The sequence below is a fragment of the Pseudomarimonas arenosa genome, from assembly GCF_014841215.1.
GTDB classification, from domain to species: Bacteria; Pseudomonadota; Gammaproteobacteria; order Xanthomonadales; family Xanthomonadaceae; genus Pseudomarimonas; species Pseudomarimonas arenosa.
The window spans coordinates 25326-46259 of record NZ_JACYTR010000003.1 but is presented as its reverse complement, the minus strand read 5'-3'; the positions used below and the strand labels follow the sequence as shown (position 1 = coordinate 46259).

Here is a 20934-nt window from a genome sequence, read left to right as displayed (position 1 = left end):
ACCGTCCCTTAGCCTGCCGTTCGATCGGCCCGCAAGGACTGCCCGCTGAGCGCCTCAACGCTGGCCTGACCGAGGGCAGCGAGGCCGATATAGATAGCGGCCACTTTCAGGTACGGCAGGAACCAGTCGGCATAGTTCTTCGCCCAGCCGGCTACCGTCGGCTCGGCCACGACATCGCTCAGCCAGTAGAAACCGCCTTGGGCAAACAGATGGCACAAAGCCACCGCCGCGGGCACCACCACCAGCAGTTCCAGCCCGCGCTGCCAGGCGGGGCGCTGCGCACGCAAGGCGAGCAAGCGTCCGCCGGCCCACATCGCGGCATGCGCCGGCAACAACATCCAGTAGCCCGGCGAAACACAGTAGTGACTGAAGAAATTCTGCCCGCTGGCGGTGATGACGAAATAGTCGACCGTCACGGCAACCAGCATCAGGCTCGGGAACGCCCAGCGCCAGGCGCGACCCATCCAGAAGCCGGCGCCGAAGAATACCGCCCAAGATGCATCGGGAATCGGGCCGAAGTGGTGAATCCGCGTCAGCACCATCACCAGGGCGAGAGCGGCAAACGCCAAGGCGTGTTTACGGGTTGCGGACATGCGGGAGCTCCAATCAATCGACTAGGTGGAATTCTAACGGAAACACCCGCCCTGCGGACCCGCCTCGGCGCTGGATTGCGCCCATGTCATTGATGACAATGAGATGTAACCGTCCCTTCGCGACAGGGCCAACTCGATGTGCGGACGTTTCACCCAAGACACCAGTTGGGCCGAAGTGCGGGCCTTTCTACAGCCTATTGAATTTCGTTCGCCCGAACAGCAGCCAGCGGCACAGTTCAATGTGGCACCGACTCAGAGCGCCTGGGTAGTGCTGCCCATCCAGGGCGTGCTCAGCGCGCAACCAATGCGCTGGGGCCTGATCCCGGCCTGGGCCCGGGACCCCGGCAAAACCGGCTACAGCACCTTCAACGCGCGCATCGAGTCCGCTGCCAGCAAACCGACCTTTCGCCATGCCTTTCGGCGTCATCGCGCGCTGCTGCTGGCCTCAGGCTACTACGAGTGGAAGACCCAGACCGGCAGCAAGCAGGCGCACTACATCCAAGACGCCACGGCGCCTCTGCTCTGCATGGCGGCGCTATGGGAACCACCACTGCCGAGCGGCCCTGAGCTGCCGAGTTTCAGCATCCTCACCTGCCCGGCCACCGGCAAGGTCGCTGAACTGCATGATCGGATGCCGGTGATGCTGCAACCCGAGGCCGGGCGGGCCTGGATTGAGCACGCCCCCGTGCAGCCGCTGGAGTGGGCTCAACAGTACGTTTCGCCCAGCCTGGCCTGGCATGCGGTCGACAACGCCGTGGGCAACGTGCGCTCGCAGGGGCCGCAGCTGTGCCAGCCGCTGAGCCGTCAAACGGGCCTGTTCGAGTAGACCTGTCGCCGTGAATCACGGAGCCTGCCCCACCTCGGCCCGGCCCGGCTGGCAAACGATACAGTTGACGCCCGCCGCGGCGCGCAGTTGAATCACAGGCACGGCAGCCGTTGCAACGCATGCCGGGCCCCCAGCGCAAGGATCGTGTCGATGACTCAAGTCAGTACGGAACCCGAAAGCTCGCTGTCCCTCCGGGCCTTGCGGCTGCGACCCGGGATGTTCTTGCAGATGCACATCGGCAACCAGCAAGTGGTTGAAGCAAAATTCTGCGCTGCCATCGAGAACAAGGGCGTGATGCTGGTACCGCTCGACAAGTCAGCGCCACCCTCGGGCTGGGTAGAGAACGTCAAGGTCGACATCAGTGGTTTCACCGGCCAGCATGATTTCCGCTTTCCCGCCCGCGTCCTGGGCAATTTCAGCATACCGTTCGCCTATCTGCTGGTTTCCTATCCCGAGCAGGTAAGTGCTCGCAAGGTACGCAGTGCCCTGCGCATTCCCACTGCCCTCGCCGCCAAGGCATGGAGCGGCAACAGCCCGAAGCAGGATGCACAGGTGATCGACCTCAGCGCGGCCGGTGCCATGATCGAGATGAGCGGCAACGGCATCGCCGTCGGCGGCGAACTGCAGCTTAACTTCGAGATTGAGTTCGAACGCAAGGTCTACACCCTGCAACTCGCCGGCAGGGTCTGCCACGCCTCCGGCGCCGAAGCCCAGCACCGATTCGGCCTGGCCTTCGACAACGTCGCCAAGGCCGACCGCCTGCTGTTGCAGGCCTACACCCTGGCCGCCACTCAATCGCATGCAGTGATCGACTGAGGGGAGGCGCCAGCTCGGGTAGTTGCAGTGGCCAGACGCACCTGGCGTTCACCTTCGTTTTCTTCAGTCAGCAGGCTAGATCAGCACGCAGGACTTGGTCGGAGTCATCCAGCGCTACGCAGAGGGCTCGGACGAGATCATGGTTACGCGCCAAATGGGCGATGAAACCTTTGTCGTGTCCACAACCACCGCAGCCAAATTCCTCGTGCAGGCCAAGGATGGAACCACGAATCCCATCCCGCCCAATCCGCAGCCGGGCGACACGATGACCTTTACCCAAACCCGCGTTTTCGGAAACCAGCATGTGAAGACGATTGAGGCGATGTGATGCCGCGGCATCGAGTTTGCGCTGGCAGATATGTAGCCATGGCAGGCCAAGGCCGCACTCGAATCAGTCCCGCACCGATGGTGTCGGCTCACCGCGACACGCTGTCGAACTGCTTCTCAGCCAACGCCAAGAAAGCTGGCATCGGGAACGCTGCTTGCTGTGCTTTTTCAGTGCCCTAATGTGCACTCTGATGCAATACGCCAAGCGTACAACGTGTTGATTTTTGGTGCCCCCGGCGCGATTCGAACGCACGACCTTCCCCTTAGGAGGGGGACGCTCTATCCAGCTGAGCTACGGGGGCGAGCCGCGAATTCTCCCACACCCGGGCGTCCGGCCCCAAGCCCGTCACACGGTCACCGTTCTGGCGTCGATCTGGTACACAATGGTGGGGCAGCAGATCCGGCGCCATCTGGGCTATGGAGGTGACTCAATGCTTTGCACACAACAGTCCGACCAAATCGAGGACCACTGGCAGCGCATCGAGAGCTGGATGCGTGACGATTCCCCCCTTAGCCTAACGTTCCGCCGGCAGCTCGCGGAAGCCAGCGGCTGGACGCCGACCGACTGCCTGCAGGCGATGGAAGAATACCGACGCTTCTGTACAGTTGCAGCGCTGCAGCACGGCGAAGTCAGCCCGAGCCCAGCGGTCGACAAGGTCTGGCATCTGCACCTCACTTACAGCCGCGACTACTGGCTGGATTTCTGCCCCAACCGACTGGGGTTCGATTTACACCACCAGCCGGGCATGGGACAGCCCGGCGAGGCAGCCCGGCTGCGTCATCTATACGGCCTGACCCTGCAGCGCTATCAAGCGCTGTTTGGTCAGCCACCTGCGAAGTGGTGGCCGGCGCACCCGCTAACCGTCGGCGCTGTGCGCCAAAGCGGTTGGTTGAAACGCCGCACCGGCAGGTGGCTGGCCGCCGTGGTGGGCATCCTCGGGTTGAGCGCGATCGCCCAGGCCAATCCGCTGGATTGGCAGGGACCGGCATTCCTCGGACTGTTCATGGTTCTGATGGGGCTGGCCGCTGCGCTGACCACAATTCTGCGCAATCGCCTGACGCGCGGCGATGAACGTGGTGGACTCAGCCTAGGTGAACCGGACGTATGGACGGTGGCCTATCTTTCCGGCGGCCCTCAACGGGTGCTGGATGCCGCCGTAGCCGAACTTCATCGTCAGGAATTCATCCGGTGGAACACTTCAGGCAAGCGAGTCGAATCGGCCGAGCGCGGCGAGCCTGACGATCCATTGCTGCGCACCGTGTTCGCCGCAGTGCGACAGCGCACCATGTCGAGTGTTCTCGAGGTGGTGAAGTCCGGACACTTCGAAGCAATTCGGCGCAATCTGCAACAACGCGGCTGGTGGTTTTCGGCCGATGCGGCCCTGCGCATCTCGCAGATCTCTGCGCTGCCGTTTGCCGTACTCAGTGGCTTCGGGGTGCTGAAGATCGGCATCGGCCTGAGCCGGGACAAGCCGGTGCTGTTCCTGGTATTGCTGACTATCGCCTGCGCCATCGTCGCCGCGGTGATGTACTTCAAGCGCCCCGGCGTCACCGGCCGCGGCCGCAAGGCATTCGAGGAAATCAAGCAAAAACATGAGCTTACTTCGAGAAGCCACAGCAATGATCAGGTCGCCATGGCAGTCGCCCTAGCCGGCACCACGGTACTTGCCGGCACAGCACTGGCCGGCTACCACGACTTTCGCCAACCCACCTCCGGTACCGACAGCGGTAGCGGCGCCGGCTGCACTTCGTGCAGCAGTAACAGTGGCGATAGTGGCGGCGACAGTGGCGGTGGGGGTGGTTGCGGCGGTTGTGGCGGCGATTGATTTCTCGGCCCGCTCTGAAGCCCATTTGATCCGACCAAGGCGACCGCCACTCGCCCAAGCATGCCTTCTGTCACGTATGCCGGGGCCAGACTTAGGCTAACCTCGCTCGCTGGCCCATTCCCGGTAGCGGATGATGAAACAAGCTTTGATGGCGGCGGCTCTTGGCCTCGCGCTTTCCCTCCCGTTCGGCGCTGCACAGGCGACGAACGCAGCCGACAACCCGTTCTACACGGTGAGCGAGTTGCCGTTCCAGATGCCGCCGTTCGACAAGATCAAGGACGAGCACTATGTCCCGGCGCTGACCCGCGGCATGGCCGAGCATCGTGCCGAGATCGAGGCGATTGCCAATAGCAAGGACGCACCCAGCTTTGAAAACACCATCGTCGCTCTGGACAAGAGCGGTGCCCTACTGACGCGCGTCTCCAATGTGTTCTTCAACCTTTCCGGCGCCAACACCAACGACGAGCTGCAAAAGATCCAGCGCGACTTTGCGCCGCAGTTCGCCGCCCATCAGGACGCCATCGTGCTCAACGAGGCGCTGTTCAAGCGCGTTGAGACGATCTATCAGGCGCGTCAGAAGCTCGGCTTGAATGACGAGGACCAGCGCCTGATCGTGCGCAATTACACGGACTTTGTGCGCGCCGGCGCCAAGCTGCAGGGCGAGCAGCGCGAGCAGCTGAAGACATTGAACGCGCGTCTGGCCGAACTGCAAACCCAGTTCAGCCAGAACGTGCTGAACGAGACCAATGCCCGCGGGCTGTCGGTGAGTGACAAGGCCGAGTTGGCCGGTTTGAGCGAGGAGGCCATCACGGCCGCTGAAACCGCGGCCAAGGCCAAGGGCTCAGAAGCGCCTTATCTGATCGCGCTGATGAACACCTCCGGTCAACCGGCCCTGGCCAGCCTGGAGAATCGCGAGGTGCGCCAGCGCCTGTTTGAAGCATCGATCCTGCGCAGCAGCAGCGGTGGCGAGCATGACAATCGTCAGCTGGCGATCGAGATGGCCAAACTGCGTGCTCAACGCGCCAATCTGCTCGGCTACCCCACGCACGCGGCATACATGCTGGAGGACCAGACTGCGCGTTCAGTAGATACCGTCAACAAGATGATGCGCGAACTTGCCCCGGCGGCCGTGGCCAATGCCCGGCGCGAAGCGGCCGAGATGCAGGCGATGATCAAGGCCGACGGCAAAGATTTTGAGCTGGCCGGCTGGGACTGGGCGTACTACGCCAACAAGCTACGTCAGAAGAAGTACAACTTCGATGCCAGCGAGTTGCGCCCCTACTTTGAGCTTAACAACGTGCTTGAAAAGGGCGTGTTCTATGCCGCCGGCCAGCTGTACGGCCTGCAATTCGAACGCCGCACCGACCTTCCGGTGTATCAGGAAGACGTGCAGGTCTATCAGGTCAACGAAGCCGACGGCACGCCGCTCGGGCTGTTCATCGCCGACTTCTATGCCCGCGCCAACAAGCGCGGCGGCGCCTGGATGAATGAGTACGTCTCGCAGTCCAAGCTGCTCGGTACCCAGCCGGTGATCGGCAACCATCTGAACATCCCGAAGCCGGCTGCCGGCCAGCCGACCCTGATGACCTTCGACGAAGTCACCACCCTGTTCCACGAGTTCGGTCATGCGCTGCACGGCCTGTTCTCGGATGTGCGCTACCCACGGTTCGCCGGAACCAATGTGCCGACCGACTTCGTCGAGTACCCATCACAAGTGAACGAGATGTGGGCCACTTGGCCTTCAGTGCTGGCCAACTATGCCAAGCACTACAAGACCGGCGAGCAGATTCCGCAGGAATTGCTCGACAAGGTGCTGGCCGCCGAGCAATTCGGCCAAGGTTTCGCCACGACCGAATACTTGGCGGCAGCCTTGCTGGATCAGGCATGGCATCAACTCAGCGCCGATCAGGTACCGACCGATGCGCTGGCATTCGAGGCCAAGACGCTGCAGGATCTCGGACTCGATTTTGCGCCGGTGCCGCCGCGCTACCGCAGCACCTATTTCTCGCACATCTTCGCTGGCGGCTACTCGGCAGGCTATTACTCCTACCTGTGGAGCGAAGTGCTGGACGCCGACAGCGTGGAGTGGTTCAAGGAGAACGGTGGCCTGAAGCGTGCCAATGGCGACCACTTCCGCAAGACCCTGCTGTCGCGCGGCGGCAGCGAAGAAGCGCTGGAACTGTTCAACCAGTTCCGTGGCCGAGCACCGGATATCGCACCGTTGCTGCAACGCCGTGGCCTGGCCTCCGGCGCCACTGCTCACTAACCGACTGCGGCGCGGCGCTCGATGAGAGTGGAGCGAACGTCCAAGCCGTTCGCTCCCGCACCACTTACGGCGATAATGGGGCCTGCGTTCTGCGGGCCCTTTCATTGAGTGCATCAGATTCTCTGCCGATGGTCGTCGGCGTGATCGGCGGCGGACCGGCCGGCCTGATGGCCGCTGAGGCAGCCCTGGCTGCCGGCGCCCAGGTTCTGCTGTTCGACCATCTCGCCTCCGTCGGCCGCAAAATTCTGATCGCCGGCAAGGGCGGGCTGAACCTCACCCACTCCGAACCCATCGAGCTGTTTGTCGAGCGCTACGGCCCGGCATCGTCAACCGTGTCTCGTTGGCTGAGTGCCTTTGGCCCGACCGAGCTGCGTGAATGGGCACTCAAACTGGGCGTTCAGACCATTGTCGGCAGCTCCGGTCGGGTGTTTCCGTCCGATCTGAAAGCCGCCCCTTTGCTGCGCGGCTGGTTGCGTCGCTTGCGCAGCGACGGGCTGGATCTGCGTGTTCATCATCGCTGGCGCGGCTTCGAGCAGGGCCAGGCTCGCTTCCAAACACCACAAGGTGAGCTGCTGTTCAGTGCCGACGCCTGGGTGTTGGCCCTGGGCGGCGCCAGCTGGCCAGTCCTGGGCAGCGAGGGCAACTGGACCTCGCTGTTGACCGCGCACGGTGTCAGCGTCGCGCCCTGGCAGCCGGCCAATGTCGGCTTCGACCTACCTTGGTCGGAGGCATTCTTGCAGCGCTATGCCGGTCAGCCGGTGAAACCCGTAGCTTTGGGCATCGACGGCCTCGGTGCTGACCGCAACCCAGAGCCGCGGCAAGGCGAGTTCGTCATCACCGACTACGGCATTGAGGGCTCGCTGCTGTACGCCCTGGGGGCTGAGCTGCGTGCCATCCAAGGCGACCGACCTGCCCAGGCCTGGCTCGACCTGCTGCCCAGCCAATCAGTCGACTCCGTCATCGAACGCCTGCGCGGAGAACGTGGCAAGCGCAGCTTGAGTGAATATCTGCGCCGCAAGCTGGGCCTGCAGGGAGTGCGACTGGGACTGCTGCATGAACTCGGGCCGCGCCCCCTGCCCGTTCAACCGGAGCAGCTGGCGCGGCTGATCAAGCGTTTGCCCTTGCCGCCATTGACGACGAGGCCGATCGAGGAGGCAATCAGCAGTGCCGGCGGCGTGCAGCTGGAGCAATTGAACGATCAGCTGATGCTGAGTGCCCTGCCGGGTGTTTTCTGTGCTGGCGAAATGCTCGATTGGGAAGCGCCCACTGGCGGTTATCTATTAACCGCATGTTTCGCTTCCGGGCGAATTGCCGGCCTGGCAGCCACCCAGTGGGCTGCCAGGCACGATGCCACCGCCATCACCTCGGGACCAGGCCCGGCGCCACGCGAAGCGCGGCAAATACTGCATTGCCAGCACTTTGCCGGTAACGAATGCCGCAGCTGCACCTATTTGCCGGTCCCGTACGTGCAGCAGCTCAAGGCCAAGTCCGAGGAGATCGCCGAGCTACTGGCCTTTGCACCACAGGTCGAATGGGAGGAACCGGTCGCCAGCAAGACCACGGGCTTTCGCAACAAGGCCAAGCTGGCCGTTGCCGGCAGTGCGCAGCAGCCCACCCTGGGCATCCTCGATGCCGACTACCACGGTATCGATCTGGACCAGTGTCTGCTGTACCCGGCGCAGATTCAGCGCTGCTTCGAGCCGCTGCGCGATTTCATTCGTCTGTGCGAACTGCCCCCGTATTCGGTCAGCGAACGACACGGCGAATTGAAATATCTGCTGCTCACCCTTGGCGCAGGCGATGCGCTGATGCTGCGCTTCGTGTTGCGATCGCCTCTTCTGATCGAGCGCATTCGTGCGGCCTTGCCAACACTGAAAGAATGGCTGCCGGATCTATCGGTGGTGTCGGTCAATCTGCAGCCGAAGCCGGCGGCCATCGTCGAAGGCGAAATTGAAATTGCGTTGAGCGAGCAGCAACTGCTGCCGATGCGCTTTGGCGATCTGGAGTTTGGGCTGATGCCCGGCGGCTTCTTCCAGACCAATACCGAAGTTGCTGCCGAGCTTTATTGCAGCGCTGCTCGCTGGTGTTCGCAGCTCGCCGTCGATCGAGCACTGGATCTGTTTTGCGGGGTGGGCGGCTTTGCCTTGCATCTTGCCCAGGCCGGGCTGACGGTGAGCGGCTGGGAGCTGCACCCGGCGGCGGTGGAGTCTGCACGTCGGGCGGCTGAAGCAAGCGCGCTTCCCGCACAATTCGAGTGCGCCAGCGTAGAGGGCCTCAGTCTGCGCGGAACGGCCGCCGATCTTTGGGTAGTCAACCCACCGCGCCGCGGTCTCGGCCGCTGGTTGATCGAACAGATTCGTTCCGAGGCACCCCGCTACCTGCTCTACTCCAGCTGCAATCCTCACACCCTGCAAGATGATCTTGCTGCTCTGCCCACCTATCTGCCGGTCCGGGCTCGGCTTTTCGATATGTTTCCGCATACCGGCCATGCCGAGGTGATGGTCCTGCTTCGCCACACCGCCGGCCCACTGTGACGATGGCGCAAGCCGCAGTACCATGATCCGCGGAGCCGTTTCAGTCCATGTTGGCTCCGACGCAGACCCACAGGGGGTTGGCAATGGACGAAAAGAATCGTCGAAGAGAAGACCATCACCGACAATCCGTGATGAAGGCTGAGTTGAACGAGGCGCAGCAGGACACTCTGCGCCAGCTCGAAATGTTGGGCTGGGAGCTCAAGTTCATCCGTCACCCGCTGTTTCAGCCGACCGTTCCGGTGGTGTTCGACGGCGATAGAAAGCAATTCGCGGTACTTCGCGACGATGGCACCCTGGACGATAACCCGGGGTTCGATATCCGCCATTGAAACGGGGCGGAATCTGCCTCGGACGGGGCGGTCTCGAGGAAACTGAGTACAGTTTCGCTTGATTTTGCGCCAAATCAGCGCCACGCTGGAGCGTGGAGGAACCTGCATGATCGGCGCCATCAGCCCAGTCGCGGCGACCATACCGCCCAGATCGACGCAATCGCCCTCGCCTTCTGGCAGCGAAGCGTCGACCGCGGATGCCTCGCGCTCCAGCACCGAGACTGAAACCCCGGCGGAAGACCCCCTTACCTCTCCCGAGGTACAACGGGAAATCGCACAGTTGGCGCAACGCGACCGCGAAGTCCGCGCCCACGAACAGGCTCACATCGCCGTCGGCGGCTCCTTGATCACCTCCGGCCCGACCTACCAGTACACCACCGGCCCCGACAACCGCCGCTATGCGGTCGGTGGCGAAGTGGGCATCGACACATCGCCGGTACGCGGTGATCCCGAGGCAACCATCCAGAAAGCGGTGCAGATTCGCGCCGCTGCCTTGGCGCCGGCCGATCCTTCGCCCGCCGATCGCCAGGCCGCCGCACGCGCCAGCCAGATGGAGCAACGTGCGCGCATCGAATTGGCCGAGCAGCAGCGCCGTGAGCAGGCCTACAGCGCAACCGCCGCTGCCGGCCAGACACAAAACGGCAGCACAATTGAAGCGATCGCCTGACAGCGGAAAGCACAACGCACACATGGCCTCATAATCAATCGTCGCTTGGGTTCGCTGCGACACCGCTTCAGCATGGCGCCAAGCAAGGGTTGGTTGATTGTTGTTGACGCAAACGCGATGCTTGCCGATCCCCCATGGTTACCCGCAGTGCAGGCAATGGCGCGTCTTGAGTATTGGCAGATCGATGTATTCGCCCACCGCCGCGGTGGCGGCAACCCACTTGGCGTGGTTCTGGACGGCCAAGGCTGGAGCGATGCCGCCATGCAAAGCTTCGCCCGCTGGACCGATCTGGTTGAAACCACCTTTGTTCTGCCGCCGAGCTCAAAGGACGCCGACTATCGCCTGCGTATCTTCACCCCCAGCAAGGAGATACCGTTCGCCGGACATCCCAGCATCGGCAGCGCTCACGCCCTGCTGCAGAGCGCGCGACTCACGCCTCGCAACGGCCAACTGGTGCAGGAGTGCGGCGCCGGACTGCTGCCGATCCGGGTGATCGAGCGCCCTGATGCGGCGCCGGAATTGTTCGTTAAAGCGCCCAAGGCCACGGTGATCGGCGCCGACTGCAGCGCCGTGGATCAGCTGTTTAGAGACGCCCCGCACGCGCCGAGCGCGCGCGCCCTGGTCGAAGGCGGGCGTCGCTGGTGGCTGGTGGAGATGCCGGAACTGGCGGACTTGCAATCCTGGCGGCCGGCGCACGCGGCGACCGAAGCGCTGGCGCGGGCCACCGACACCCTGGGCGTCTGCGTCTTTGTGCGTACCGACATCGATGGCCGGGCCGCCCTGGCGGTGCGTGCCTTCCCCGCTGGCGCCGGCATTGTCGAAGATCCTGCCTCAGGCGCCGCCAACGGTTTGATTGCCGCCTGGCTGGCCGAACGCGAGCCCGAAGGCGCCCTGAGTCGCGGCTATCCGGTCACCCAGGGACGCGAGATGGGGCACGACGCGCGCATCGAAATTCTGATTGAATCGCAGCATGCGGTCTGGGTCGGTGGACACAGCAACACCATCGTGCGTGGAGAAGTTGAATGGGCGACCTGATCAGTCAGGCCAGCGGCCAATGCCAATGCGGTGCCGTCCGCTTTGAACTGGCCCTTCCCTCGAAGTGGCTGGCACACTGCCACTGCAACATGTGCCGACACGCCCACGGCGCCGGCTATGTGACCTGGCTGGGCATGGCCGCTGAGCGTTGCCAGATCCAGGACCCGGAGCAGCAGCTGCGCTGGTACGCCTCGAGCCCCGAGGCCGAGCGCGGCTTCTGTGCCCGCTGTGGCAGCCCGTTGTTCTTCAGATCGTCGCGCTGGGCGGGTGAGCTGCATATCGCCTTTGCCCAGATACGCGATGCCGTTGATCGCCAGCCGCAAGCGCACGTGTTCTGGGACAGCCACGTCGCCTGGGCCACGCCCGCGGATGACGGGCTGCCGCGCAAGGGCGCTGTTTAGTCGGTGCTACACCATGTCGAAGGTTCTGGTTTTCCAACATGTGGCCGCTGAGCCGCTGGGCACACTGGATGCGCTGATCCGCGCCCGTGGGCATCGCATTCGCTTCGTCAACTTCGAACGCGAGCCTGAAGCGCAACCCGATGTCGATCGCTATCAGGGGCTGATCGTGCTCGGTGGGCCAATGAACGTCTCCGATCAGGCCCACCGCGCTCATCTTCGCACCGAGTTGCGTTGTATCGAACGGGCCCTGCGCCAGGGCAAGCCGGTGCTCGGCATCTGCCTCGGCTCGCAGCTGCTCGCCCACGCCCTGGGGGCCACTGTGCGACGGCATCACCTGGATGAGATCGGCTGGTACCGCTGGCAACCCACTGAACACGCGCAGCACGACTCGGTGCTGGCCCCGCTGGCCCAGCAATCACCGATCTTCCAGTGGCATAGCTGCACCTTCGATATCCCGCACGATGCAGTCCACCTCGGTCGAACCGACAGCTGCGAGAACCAGGCGTTTCGCTATGGCGACAACGCCTACGGCTTCCAGTTTCACCTGGAGATGGATCGGCCGCTGATCGAGCGCTGGCTCAGCAATCCCGAGTACCGTCGCGAGCTGGAAAGCTGCGGCCTCAACTACGGAGCGGCCGAGATTCTCGCCGACACCGAGCAGCACATCGCCCTTATGCAAGCCAATGCCACTGTCGTATTCAATCGCTTCCTAGACCAGATTGGCCGACCGCGGCGGCGGCTGGTGCTGAGGTCGCGTGAGTGGGAATAGCTGCGATTGCCCATCGGTTCAAAGTGGGTCGAACCGCTGCCCATGCTTCGTCGCGGTCCAGCGACTATTCGAGCACCTGTACGTCCTGCGGCGGATGCCGTGCGACGAAGGCCGCCGTGTAGCTGCACAGAGGACGCAGTGCCAGCTGCTGCTGCCGACAAAAGTCGAGCATCGCTTCGGTGAGTTGCTGGGCGACCCCGCGACCGCGCGCAGCATCCGGCACCCGCGTGCTGAGCGCGCTCAGCACATCGCCTTCGATCCGATATTCAAGTACCGCCGGGCCCATCGCTGTGTGCTGCTGAAAGCGATTCAGTGCAGGCAAGTGCTCGACGCCGGCATCAGCGCTCAGCCCCATAACACCTGATCCAACTGATATCGGCCTGTTGGCCTGCCGATGATCTTTTGCGCAGCATGCAGCGCACCGCGAGCGAAGATCCGCCGGTCATCGGCGCGGTGGGTCAATTCAACGCGTTCGCCATCGCCGAGGAAATGAACGCTGTGATCGCCGACCACGCTGCCGCCACGCAGGCTGCCGATGCCCAGTGAACCCGGCTGGCGGCGCTCGCCCAGCCGTGACTCGGCCATGCGATCCTGCCAGGAAACATCCTGGCTGCGGGCGCTGCGCACCGATTCGACCAAGGACAAGGCCGTGCCGGACGGCGCGTCGCGCTTCAATCGATGATGAGTTTCGACGATCTCGCAGTCCCAGTCGAGCAAGCCGCCCAGTAGCGCCGCAGCCTTGCGCGTGGCAGCGAGGCCGAGGCTGAAGTTGTGTGCATGCAGGACAGGCTGACGACGCGAGAGTTCATCCAGCGCCTGCCAATGACTTTCCACCAGCCCGGTAGTTCCGCTGACCAGGGGAACACCCTGTTCAGCCGCCATCTGAACGGCACTGATCAAACCATCGGGCAAGCTGAAATCGATGATGACGGCGGGCTTGTCCGTCGGCCGCGAACCCTCGCGTGCCAGCGCAAGGATCGCCATCGAATTGAAGTCGCCTGCGACTTCCTGAATCGCCCGCCCCATTCGACCCGTGGCGCCGTGCAGCCAGACAATCGTGGTGTTCATGAAGGCTCCTGCGTGGCGGGTCGAAGCTGATCGGTCGACTTGGCGAGATGTCGCGCAGCGTGCGCCCGAGACGCACCGAATGCCACCCCGCCACCGATCAGGTAGTCATCTTCTCCCAGAACGACTTCACGCCGTCAAGCCAGGAGGTGGCGCGCGGTGAATGGGCTTCTTCGGCACCTTCAAAGGTCGACTCAAACTCTTCCAGCAGCTCACGCTGCCGCTTGGTCAGTTTGACCGGGGTTTCCACCACCACCCGACAGAGCAAATCGCCCGGCGCGCTGCTGCGCACCGACTTCACGCCTTTGCCGCGCAGACGGAACAGCTTGCCGGTCTGCGTCTCGGCCGGAATGCGCATGATCGCTTCACCGTTCAAAGTCGGAACCTTGAGTTCAGAGCCCAAGGCCGCCTGTGAGAAGCGAATCGGCACTTCGCAGTACAGATCGTCGCCATCACGCTGGAAGATGGCGTGCTCACGCACCTGCACTTCGACGTACAGATCACCGGCCGGTGCACCGTTCGGGCCGGCCGCACCTTCGCCGCCCAGGCGGATGCGATCGCCCGTATCCACCCCGGCCGGAATCTTCACCGCGAGGGTCTTTTCCTTTTCCAGCCGGCCCGCGCCGCGACACGACTTGCAGGGGTTGCTGATGACCTTGCCGGTTCCGCCGCAGTGCGGACAGGCCTGCTGCACCGAGAAGATACCCTGCTGCATGCGCACCCGGCCCTGACCACGACAGGTACCGCAAGTGGTGGCCTTGCCGTCTTCCGAGCCGGTCCCGCCACAGGGCTCGCAGCTGGCCAAGGTCGGAATGACAATCTGCTTCTCGATGCCGGAAACCGCTTCTTCCAGATCAAGATCGACCACATAGCGCAGATCACTACCGCGCCGTGCCTGCTGCCGCCCGCGGCCACCGCCGAAGATGTCGCCGAAAATGTCACCGAAGATGTCGCCAACATCGGCAAAACCCGGCCCGGCACCGCGACCGCCCATGCCGCCTTCAAAGGCTTGATGACCGTACTGATCGTACATCCGCCGCTTGCCGCCGTCGGACAGCACCTCGTAGGCCTCTTTGGCCTCCTTGAAGCTGTCCTCAGCCGCCTTGTCGCCCGGATTGCGATCAGGATGATGCTTCATCGCCAATCGACGATAGGCCTTTTTCAGCTCGTCCTCAGTGGCAGTCTTGCCGACACCCAGAACTTCGTAATAGTCGCGTTTCATTTGCAGCCGTGATTGGTGATTCGTGATTGGTGATTCGTTAAAGGCATCAGGCGCTGCAGCACAGCGCCTGACGGATCGCGTGGTTCTGACTCGAGATTCGCATTCGCCGCCAGCTGCTGACTGCGAATCACGAATCACTAATCACAAATCACTGCTTCTTATCATCCTTCACTTCAGTAAACTCGGCGTCGACCACATCGTCTTTCGCACCGGTCTTGCTTTCGCTGCTGGCGTCGGCGGCTTCAGCACCGGCCTGGAAGCCGGCTGCAGCGGCGGCTTGCAGCGACTGAGCCACCTGTTCCAGCGCGCTGGTCTTGGCTTCGATCTGCGCCTTGTCGTCGGACTTCATGGCGGTTTCCAGCTCGGCCACGGCAGCTTCGATCGGACCAATCTGATCGGCGCCCACCTTGTCGCCAAACTCCTTGATCGCGCTCTTGGTGGCGTGGATCAGGGCGTCGGCCTTGTTGCGTGCACCGACCAGCTCGTGGAACTTCTTGTCGTCCTCGCGGTGCGCTTCGGCGTCGGCCACCATGCGCTGGATCTCGTCTTCCGACAGACCCGAGCCGGCCTTGATCTCAATGCGCTGCTCCTTGCCGGTTTTCTTGTCCTTGGCAGTGACGTGCAGAATGCCGTTGGCGTCGATGTCGAAGTTGACTTCGATCTGCGGCATGCCGCGCGGGGCGGAATCGATACCGGCCAGGTCGAACTTGGCCAGCGACTTGTTGTAGCGGGCCTGTTCGCGCTCGCCCTGCAGCACGTGCACGGTAACCGCGGTCTGGTTGTCTTCGGCAGTGGAGAACACCTGCGAGGCCTTGGTTGGAATCGTGGTGTTCTTCTCGATCAGCTTGGTCATCACGCCGCCCAGGGTTTCGATACCCAGGCTCAGTGGGGTGACGTCAAGCAACAGCACGTCTTTCACATCGCCGGCCAACACACCGCCCTGCACCGCTGCACCAATGGCCACGGCTTCGTCGGGGTTGACGTCTTTCTTCGGCTCCTTGCCGAAGAACTCGGCCACAGCAGCCTGCACCCGCGGCATGCGGGTCTGGCCGCCGACCAGGATCACTTCGCCGATATCGGAAACGCGCAGACCGGCATCGTTCAAGGCCACCTTGCACGGCTCGATGGTACGCTTAACCAGATCTTCCACCAAGGCTTCAAGCTTGGCGCGAGTCAACTTGATGTTCAGATGCTTCGGGCCGGAGGCGTCAGCGGTCACGTAGGGCAGATTGACTTCGGTCTGCTGCGACGAGCTGAGTTCGATCTTGGCACGCTCGCCGGCGTCCTTCAGACGCTGCAAGGCGAGCGGATCCTTGCGCAGATCAATGCCCTGATCCTTCTTGAATTCGTCTACCAAGTAATCGATGACGCGCTTGTCGAAGTCCTCACCACCGAGGAAGGTGTCACCATTGGTGGCCAGCACTTCGAACTGCTTTTCGCCGTCCACCTCGGCAATCTCGATGATCGACACGTCGAAGGTGCCGCCGCCGAGGTCGTACACGGCGATCTTGCGATCAGCGCCCTTCTTGTCCAGACCATAGGCCAAGGCCGCTGCGGTCGGCTCGTTGATGATGCGCTTGACCTCGAGACCGGCGATCTTGCCGGCGTCCTTGGTCGCTTGACGCTGGCTGTCGTTGAAGTAGGCCGGCACGGTGATCACCGCCTCGGTGACCGTCTCGCCCAGATAGGCTTCGGCGGTCTTCTTCATCTTGCCCAGCACTTCGGCCGAGATCTGCGGCGGTGCCATCTTCTTGCCTTCGGCAGTCGCTACCCAGGCATCGCCGTTGTCATGTGCCACGATGCCGTACGGCACCAGGTCCAGATCCTTCTTCACTTCGGCGTCGGTGAACTTGCGGCCAATCAGGCGCTTCACCGCGTAGAAGGTGTTTTTCGGATTGGTCACCGACTGACGCTTGGCCGAGGCGCCGACCAGGGTTTCGCCATCCTTGTTGAAGGCAACGATCGACGGCGTCGTGCGATCACCTTCCGAGTTTTCAATCACTTTGACCTGCCCACCTTCCATCACCGCGACGCAGCTGTTGGTGGTTCCGAGATCAATACCGATGATCTTGCCCATGATGAGTTCTCCAGATTTCTTGTTCGCGGCCGGGGCGACCGCTGCTGTGTTTTGAAGTGGGGAGCTTGCCGAGCGTTTTCAAGCGCTTGGCGGCAATTAGTTGGAAACCACGACCAGGGCCGGGCGCAACAGGCGGCCATTGAGCAGATAGCCCTTCTGCATGGCCTGCACCACCGTATTGGACGGGTGCTCGGCGCTGTCGACCATGCTCATGGCCTGATGATGCTCGGGATTGAATGGCTGACCGGTCGGATCGATTGCCGTCAGGCCATTGTCTTCGGTCACCTTCTGCAGCTGACGTAGGGTCAATTCAACCCCTTCGCGCAGGCCATCCTGGCCGCCGGAGGCGTTCAGGCCGCGCTCCAGGTTGTCGATCACCGGCAGCAGCTCGTTCAGCAGCCGCTCGTTGGCGAAGCGACGCGCCTGTTCGACGTCGCGCGTCAGGCGCTTGCGTTGGTTATCCAACTCGGCGCGTTCGCGCAATTGCTCGTCCTTCACCGCCAACAGCGCGGCTTCGAGCTCGGCAACACGAGCCCCCAGCGAATCAATGGCGTCGTCCTGTCGGGCGTCGATTCCAGCCTGTTCATCGTGTTCGGCCGAATGAGCGTCGGTCGCTTGCATTGCTTCCACCTTTATGTCGTCAGTCTTGATGGGTGTCGGCCAGGCCGCAAGGCGACCGGCCATATCAGTGCGCGGAAACCGCCCCAGCAGCACCGCCTGCGGGGCAGTTGGGGGTCGCTGGCAGAGATTTCAAGGGCCTGATCGGCCTTGCCACCGGGCTCGTCTCAGCCGCGAGCGATGGCAGCGCCCACCGCCTGCGCCGCCGCCTGCACTACCGGAATCACCCGCTCATAGGCCATGCGAGTCGGTCCGATCACGCCCAGCACGCCCAGCACCTTGCCGTCGACGCCATAGGGCGCGGTCACCAGGGAGCATTGATCCAAGGTAGCAACGCCGGACTCCTCGCCAATGAACAGCCGCACACCCTTGGCATTGATGCAGCGCTCCAGCAATTGCACCAGCTCACGCTTGCGTGAGAACGCTTCGAATAGTTCGCGCAGGCGATCAAGATCGGACAGGTCCTGCACGCCCATCAAGCGGGTCTGCCCGGCCACCAGCACGTCTTCTCCCTCGGCGTCGGCAAAGGCCGTTTCCGACAGCTCGGCTGCCGAGGCCAGGGCGCGCTCGACGGCACTCTTGGCTTCGCGCAGCTCGCGCTGCAGCCGACCGCGGATCTCCGGCAAGGTCAGTCCACTGAACTGTGAGTTAAGATAGTTGGCCACCTGCTCGAGCTCCGAGACCTCGAACGGCCGCGGCATTTGCACGATGCGGTTCTGCACCTCGTTGTCGGTGAACACCAGGATCACCAGCAGGCGCTGGCCATCCAGCGGCACGAAATCGATATGTCGAAAGGCAAACTGCTGCCGTTTCGGCACAGTGACCAGGCCGACGAAGTGGGTCATCGCCGAGAGCAATTCCGAGGCACTGCTGAGCAGCTGCTGAGTGCCCTGACTGGCCGACAGCTGAGCGCGCAGATTGGCTACTTCATTGGCCTGCGGCTCGGACACCTGCAGCAGGCTGTCGACGAACAGGCGATAGCCCTGGGCCGTGGGGATGCGACCGGCCGAGGTGTGCGGCGTCGATACCAGACCGAAATCTTCCAGATCGGCCATCACGTTGCGAATGGTGGCCGGACTGACATCAAGACCGCTGTGCTTGGCCAGGGTACGCGAGCCCACCGGCACGCCATCGCGCACGTATTGGGCGATCAAGGCACGCAGAAGGGCACGGGAGCGTTGATCGAGTGCTGGGGTCACGGCGCAGTGCAGTTCGGGTATCTAGGTCAATAGATACGTCCCAGGCGGTCGGAACACAAGCCCGCGTTTCGATATGGCCGTTTTCGGGCGGCTGCAGGGTCGTGGATTGGCGACTCCGCAGCCGCATGCTACCGTTGCCGCCCTCGCGCCCACCCCAGCCCGCGCCCGCCACCATGCTCAGCCGCCTGTTTCTGAAGGATTTCGCGATTGCCGCCGAGATCGAGGTTGAATTGCGCCCCGGCATGGGCGTGATTTCTGGCGAAACCGGCGCCGGCAAGAGCCTGCTGGTCGACGCTCTGCTGTTGCTCACCGGCGCGCGCGCCGACGCTGGCGTAGTGCGTCACGGTGCGTCCAAGGCCGAGCTGATCGCCGAATTCGAGCTCGACGGCGCGGCATCGGCTGCCCATTGGCTGCGCGAGGCCGAGTTGGAGTCGGACGGCGAATGCCTGCTGCGTCGCGTGATTCGCGCCGATGGCGGCTCCCGCGCCTGGATCAATTCGCGACCGGCCACCCTGGGCCAACTGGCCGAACTCAGCGCCCTGCTGGTCGGAATCCACGGTCAGCATGAGCACCAGGCGCTGCTTGATCGGCGCCAGCAGTTGGCCTTGTTGGATGCGTTCGCCGCCGAACCCAGCGCACTGACAGCACTGTCGGCAGCCCACCGACGGTGGCGCGACTGTCGACGCTCGCTGAGCGAACTCGAAGCCGAACATGGCGACGCCGAGCAAATCGAGCTGCTGCGTCATCATCTGGCCGAACTGGAGCGCCGTCAGCTCAGTGCAGAGTATCTGAGCACGCTGCAGACCGATCATCGTCGGCAAGCCGCAGCGCAGGACATCCTCGCCAGTCTGCAGCAAGGGCTGCAGGCCCTGGCCGATGAAACCGGCCGTGGTGCCCGACGCCAGTTGCAAAGCGCCAGCGCCGCTTTGCAGCGTGCGGTACAGCATGCGCCGGAGCTGGCGGACACCATTGAACTGCTGAGCAGCGCTGCCATCCAGGTCGACGAGGCGATTGCCAACGCTGAGCGAATTCAGGACGATCTCGACCTCGACCCGGCCCGCCTGGATCGGCTGGACGAAGAGCTCAGCGAGCTGCACGACCTGGCGCGCAAGCATCGCTGCACCATGGAAGAGCTGGAGGCTGTACGTGATCAGCTGAACAAGCGGGTCAGTCGGCTGGACAATCTGGAAGAGGAGCGACGCCGCGCAGAGGCCGAACTCAGCCAGGCGGAACAAGCCTGGCAAGGCGCCGCCGCTGTCGTTTCAGCGATTCGCGCCCAGGCCGGACAACGGCTCTCGGATGCGGTGTCGGCCTTGATGAGCGAACTCGGCATGGCCGGCGGCCGCTTCGAGGTCGCACTCGAGCGGCATTCTGGCGAACCCAATGAGTTGGGCGCCGAGCGAGTGGAATTCATGGTCAGCGCCAACCCAGGGCAGCCGGCACGCCCCCTGCGGCGCGTCGCCAGCGGCGGCGAACTGGCGCGCATCAGCCTGGCGATCGAAGTCGCCAGTCTGGGCGCCGATGCCTTGCCCACCCTGATCTTTGATGAGGTCGACAGCGGCATTGGCGGCGCAGTGGCCGAGGTCGTTGGGCAGAAGCTGCGCCAGTTGGGTGAAAAGCGTCAGGTGCTCTGCGTTACTCATCTGGCCCAGGTTGCCGCCCAGGCGCATCAGCATTTCCGAGTGAGCAAGGTTACCCAGGAAGGCCAGACCAGCAGTGCCATTCAGCGCCTCGGAAAGACGGAACGGGTCGAAGAGCTGTCACGCATGATGGGCGGCGTGGAAATCACCGCAGCCACCCGCACCCTGGCCAGGCAGTTGTTGGATCGCGCCGCAAATTCCGAGCCGGTGGTTCCATAGGCTGCGCCTTGGCGCAGCGTTCGAGCCAGTGAAAGCGGCCTACGATTTCTTCTTGCGCACGTACAGAACCAGGCTGTGGTCCTCGATCTGATAGCCGTGCTTTTCGGCGATCTGGTGCTGCAGGCGCTCGATCTCGTCGCTGACGAACTCGATCACCTTGCCGGTATCGACATCGACCATGTGATCGTGATGCTTGCCGCGATCGAGTTCAAACACGGCCTGACCGCCCTCGAAGTTGTGCTTCATCACCAAACCAGCCGCTTCAAACTGGGTCAGCACCCGATACACGGTGGCCAGGCCGATATCGTCCTGCGACTCCAGCAACTGGCGATAAATGTCTTCGGCGGTCATGTGCCGCGGACTTGAGGTTTCCAGAATTTCCAGCACACGCATGCGCGGATGGGTGACCTTGAGTCCGGCCTTTCGAAGATCTTGCGATTCCACGCGTCCTCCACTGACTTGGCACAGCTGAACCAAACGAAACCCGCGCCGAGACAAGCGGGCG

General features: G+C 63.2%; 20 protein-coding genes and 1 tRNA gene. 12 read left to right on the top strand and 9 right to left on the bottom strand.

The features are described from left to right. Window positions 1-8: 8 nt before the first annotated feature. Window positions 9-593, bottom strand: a complete 585-nt coding sequence (locus IFO71_RS02155; protein WP_192027880.1) for a hypothetical protein — start codon at window positions 591-593, stop codon at window positions 9-11. 136 nt (window positions 594-729) lie between these two features. Here IFO71_RS02155 and IFO71_RS02150 point away from each other — a divergent pair, with 136 nt between their 5' ends. The 3 genes from IFO71_RS02150 (at window position 730) to IFO71_RS02140 (ending at window position 2563) form a co-directional block, all read left to right on the top strand. Continuing rightward, a complete protein-coding gene (locus IFO71_RS02150; protein WP_192027879.1) occupies window positions 730-1419 on the top strand; it encodes an SOS response-associated peptidase in 690 nt (229 codons plus the stop codon). A 150-nt stretch (window positions 1420-1569) separates the two neighbouring features. Continuing rightward, entirely contained in the window at window positions 1570-2235 is a 666-nt protein-coding gene (locus IFO71_RS02145; RefSeq protein ID WP_192027878.1) for a PilZ domain-containing protein, read from the top strand. Window positions 2236-2329: 94 nt separating this feature from the next. Continuing rightward, complete coding sequence (locus IFO71_RS02140; RefSeq protein ID WP_225444310.1) at window positions 2330-2563, top strand: hypothetical protein; 234 nt, start codon at window positions 2330-2332, stop codon at window positions 2561-2563. 224 nt (window positions 2564-2787) lie between these two features. Here the strand turns inward: IFO71_RS02140 and IFO71_RS02135 are convergent. After that, window positions 2788-2864, bottom strand: a tRNA-Arg gene (locus IFO71_RS02135). A gap of 129 nt (window positions 2865-2993) precedes the next feature. Between IFO71_RS02135 and IFO71_RS02130 the strand changes: the two genes are divergently transcribed. The 8 genes from IFO71_RS02130 (at window position 2994) to IFO71_RS02095 (ending at window position 12389) form a co-directional block, all read left to right on the top strand. Next, on the top strand, window positions 2994-4388 hold the full coding sequence (locus IFO71_RS02130; protein ID WP_192027876.1) for a TIGR04222 domain-containing membrane protein: 1395 nt from the start codon (window positions 2994-2996) through the stop codon (window positions 4386-4388). Between the two features lie 130 nt (window positions 4389-4518). Continuing rightward, a complete protein-coding gene (locus IFO71_RS02125) occupies window positions 4519-6654 on the top strand; it encodes a M3 family metallopeptidase (protein WP_225444309.1) in 2136 nt (711 codons plus the stop codon). 104 nt (window positions 6655-6758) lie between these two features. Further along, window positions 6759-9188 carry a TIGR03862 family flavoprotein gene (locus tag IFO71_RS22425; RefSeq protein WP_192027874.1) on the top strand — a complete coding sequence of 810 codons (2430 nt, stop codon included), beginning with the start codon at window positions 6759-6761 and terminating at the stop codon, window positions 9186-9188. A gap of 83 nt (window positions 9189-9271) precedes the next feature. Continuing rightward, window positions 9272-9517: a hypothetical protein gene (locus tag IFO71_RS02115; protein ID WP_192027873.1), complete on the top strand. Its 246-nt coding sequence runs from the start codon at window positions 9272-9274 to the stop codon at window positions 9515-9517. 106 nt (window positions 9518-9623) lie between these two features. After that, window positions 9624-10184 (top strand): putative metalloprotease CJM1_0395 family protein, encoded by a 561-nt coding sequence (locus tag IFO71_RS02110; RefSeq protein ID WP_192027872.1) that lies wholly within the window; start codon window positions 9624-9626, stop codon window positions 10182-10184. Window positions 10185-10301: 117 nt separating this feature from the next. Beyond that, window positions 10302-11219: a PhzF family phenazine biosynthesis protein gene (locus IFO71_RS02105; protein ID WP_225444308.1), complete on the top strand. Its 918-nt coding sequence runs from the start codon at window positions 10302-10304 to the stop codon at window positions 11217-11219. Further along, on the top strand, window positions 11207-11620 hold the full coding sequence (locus IFO71_RS02100) for a GFA family protein (protein ID WP_192027871.1): 414 nt from the start codon (window positions 11207-11209) through the stop codon (window positions 11618-11620). The genes IFO71_RS02105 and IFO71_RS02100 overlap by 13 nt, the downstream gene beginning before the upstream one ends. Window positions 11621-11633: 13 nt before the next feature. After that, window positions 11634-12389 carry a type 1 glutamine amidotransferase gene (locus IFO71_RS02095; protein WP_192027870.1) on the top strand — a complete coding sequence of 252 codons (756 nt, stop codon included), beginning with the start codon at window positions 11634-11636 and terminating at the stop codon, window positions 12387-12389. Window positions 12390-12453: 64 nt separating this feature from the next. On the opposite strand, the gene IFO71_RS02090 is transcribed toward IFO71_RS02095, so the two are convergent. From IFO71_RS02090 to hrcA, 6 genes are all read right to left on the bottom strand, one after another. After that, entirely contained in the window at window positions 12454-12744 is a 291-nt protein-coding gene (locus tag IFO71_RS02090; RefSeq protein ID WP_225444307.1) for a GNAT family N-acetyltransferase, read from the bottom strand. Further along, window positions 12735-13457, bottom strand: coding sequence for a 4-hydroxy-tetrahydrodipicolinate reductase (dapB, locus tag IFO71_RS02085; protein ID WP_192027869.1), 723 nt, complete (start codon window positions 13455-13457; stop codon window positions 12735-12737). Before dapB ends, IFO71_RS02090 begins: the two co-directional genes overlap by 10 nt. Window positions 13458-13554: 97 nt before the next feature. Beyond that, window positions 13555-14676, bottom strand: coding sequence for a molecular chaperone DnaJ (gene dnaJ / locus IFO71_RS02080; RefSeq protein ID WP_192027868.1), 1122 nt, complete (start codon window positions 14674-14676; stop codon window positions 13555-13557). Between the two features lie 148 nt (window positions 14677-14824). After that, the gene (gene dnaK / locus IFO71_RS02075) at window positions 14825-16753 is read right to left on the bottom strand and encodes a molecular chaperone DnaK (RefSeq protein ID WP_192027867.1); all 1929 of its coding nucleotides are present in this window, start codon (window positions 16751-16753) and stop codon (window positions 14825-14827) included. A gap of 96 nt (window positions 16754-16849) precedes the next feature. Next, window positions 16850-17374, bottom strand: a complete 525-nt coding sequence (gene grpE, locus IFO71_RS02070; RefSeq protein ID WP_192027866.1) for a nucleotide exchange factor GrpE — start codon at window positions 17372-17374, stop codon at window positions 16850-16852. A 164-nt stretch (window positions 17375-17538) separates the two neighbouring features. Continuing rightward, window positions 17539-18582 (bottom strand): heat-inducible transcriptional repressor HrcA, encoded by a 1044-nt coding sequence (gene hrcA / locus IFO71_RS02065; protein ID WP_192027996.1) that lies wholly within the window; start codon window positions 18580-18582, stop codon window positions 17539-17541. Window positions 18583-18743: 161 nt separating this feature from the next. On the opposite strand from hrcA, the gene recN reads away from it, so the two are divergent. Beyond that, window positions 18744-20429 carry a DNA repair protein RecN gene (gene recN / locus IFO71_RS02060; protein ID WP_192027995.1) on the top strand — a complete coding sequence of 562 codons (1686 nt, stop codon included), beginning with the start codon at window positions 18744-18746 and terminating at the stop codon, window positions 20427-20429. Window positions 20430-20468: 39 nt separating this feature from the next. On the opposite strand, the gene fur is transcribed toward recN, so the two are convergent. Further along, a complete protein-coding gene (fur, locus tag IFO71_RS02055; protein ID WP_192027865.1) occupies window positions 20469-20873 on the bottom strand; it encodes a ferric iron uptake transcriptional regulator in 405 nt (134 codons plus the stop codon). Window positions 20874-20934: the final 61 nt, after the last annotated feature.

What these genes read in the sequence shown, in the direction of transcription:
- grpE (WP_192027866.1), bottom strand. Translation starts at nt 17,374, where the DNA reads ATGCAAGCGACCGACGCTCATTCGGCCGAACACGATGAACAGGCTGGA.
- IFO71_RS02130 (WP_192027876.1), top strand. Translation starts at nt 2,994, where the DNA reads ATGCTTTGCACACAACAGTCCGACCAAATCGAGGACCACTGGCAGCGC.
- IFO71_RS02090 (WP_225444307.1), bottom strand. Translation starts at nt 12,744, where the DNA reads ATGGGGCTGAGCGCTGATGCCGGCGTCGAGCACTTGCCTGCACTGAAT.
- IFO71_RS02110 (WP_192027872.1), top strand. Translation starts at nt 9,624, where the DNA reads ATGATCGGCGCCATCAGCCCAGTCGCGGCGACCATACCGCCCAGATCG.
- IFO71_RS02145 (WP_192027878.1), top strand. Translation starts at nt 1,570, where the DNA reads ATGACTCAAGTCAGTACGGAACCCGAAAGCTCGCTGTCCCTCCGGGCC.
- dnaK (WP_192027867.1), bottom strand. Translation starts at nt 16,753, where the DNA reads ATGGGCAAGATCATCGGTATTGATCTCGGAACCACCAACAGCTGCGTC.
- dapB (WP_192027869.1), bottom strand. Translation starts at nt 13,457, where the DNA reads ATGAACACCACGATTGTCTGGCTGCACGGCGCCACGGGTCGAATGGGG.
- IFO71_RS02105 (WP_225444308.1), top strand. Translation starts at nt 10,302, where the DNA reads ATGCTTGCCGATCCCCCATGGTTACCCGCAGTGCAGGCAATGGCGCGT.
- IFO71_RS02100 (WP_192027871.1), top strand. Translation starts at nt 11,207, where the DNA reads ATGGGCGACCTGATCAGTCAGGCCAGCGGCCAATGCCAATGCGGTGCC.
- IFO71_RS02155 (WP_192027880.1), bottom strand. Translation starts at nt 593, where the DNA reads ATGTCCGCAACCCGTAAACACGCCTTGGCGTTTGCCGCTCTCGCCCTG.
- recN (WP_192027995.1), top strand. Translation starts at nt 18,744, where the DNA reads ATGCTCAGCCGCCTGTTTCTGAAGGATTTCGCGATTGCCGCCGAGATC.
- IFO71_RS02150 (WP_192027879.1), top strand. Translation starts at nt 730, where the DNA reads ATGTGCGGACGTTTCACCCAAGACACCAGTTGGGCCGAAGTGCGGGCC.
- IFO71_RS02095 (WP_192027870.1), top strand. Translation starts at nt 11,634, where the DNA reads ATGTCGAAGGTTCTGGTTTTCCAACATGTGGCCGCTGAGCCGCTGGGC.
- IFO71_RS02115 (WP_192027873.1), top strand. Translation starts at nt 9,272, where the DNA reads ATGGACGAAAAGAATCGTCGAAGAGAAGACCATCACCGACAATCCGTG.
- dnaJ (WP_192027868.1), bottom strand. Translation starts at nt 14,676, where the DNA reads ATGAAACGCGACTATTACGAAGTTCTGGGTGTCGGCAAGACTGCCACT.
- IFO71_RS02125 (WP_225444309.1), top strand. Translation starts at nt 4,519, where the DNA reads ATGATGAAACAAGCTTTGATGGCGGCGGCTCTTGGCCTCGCGCTTTCC.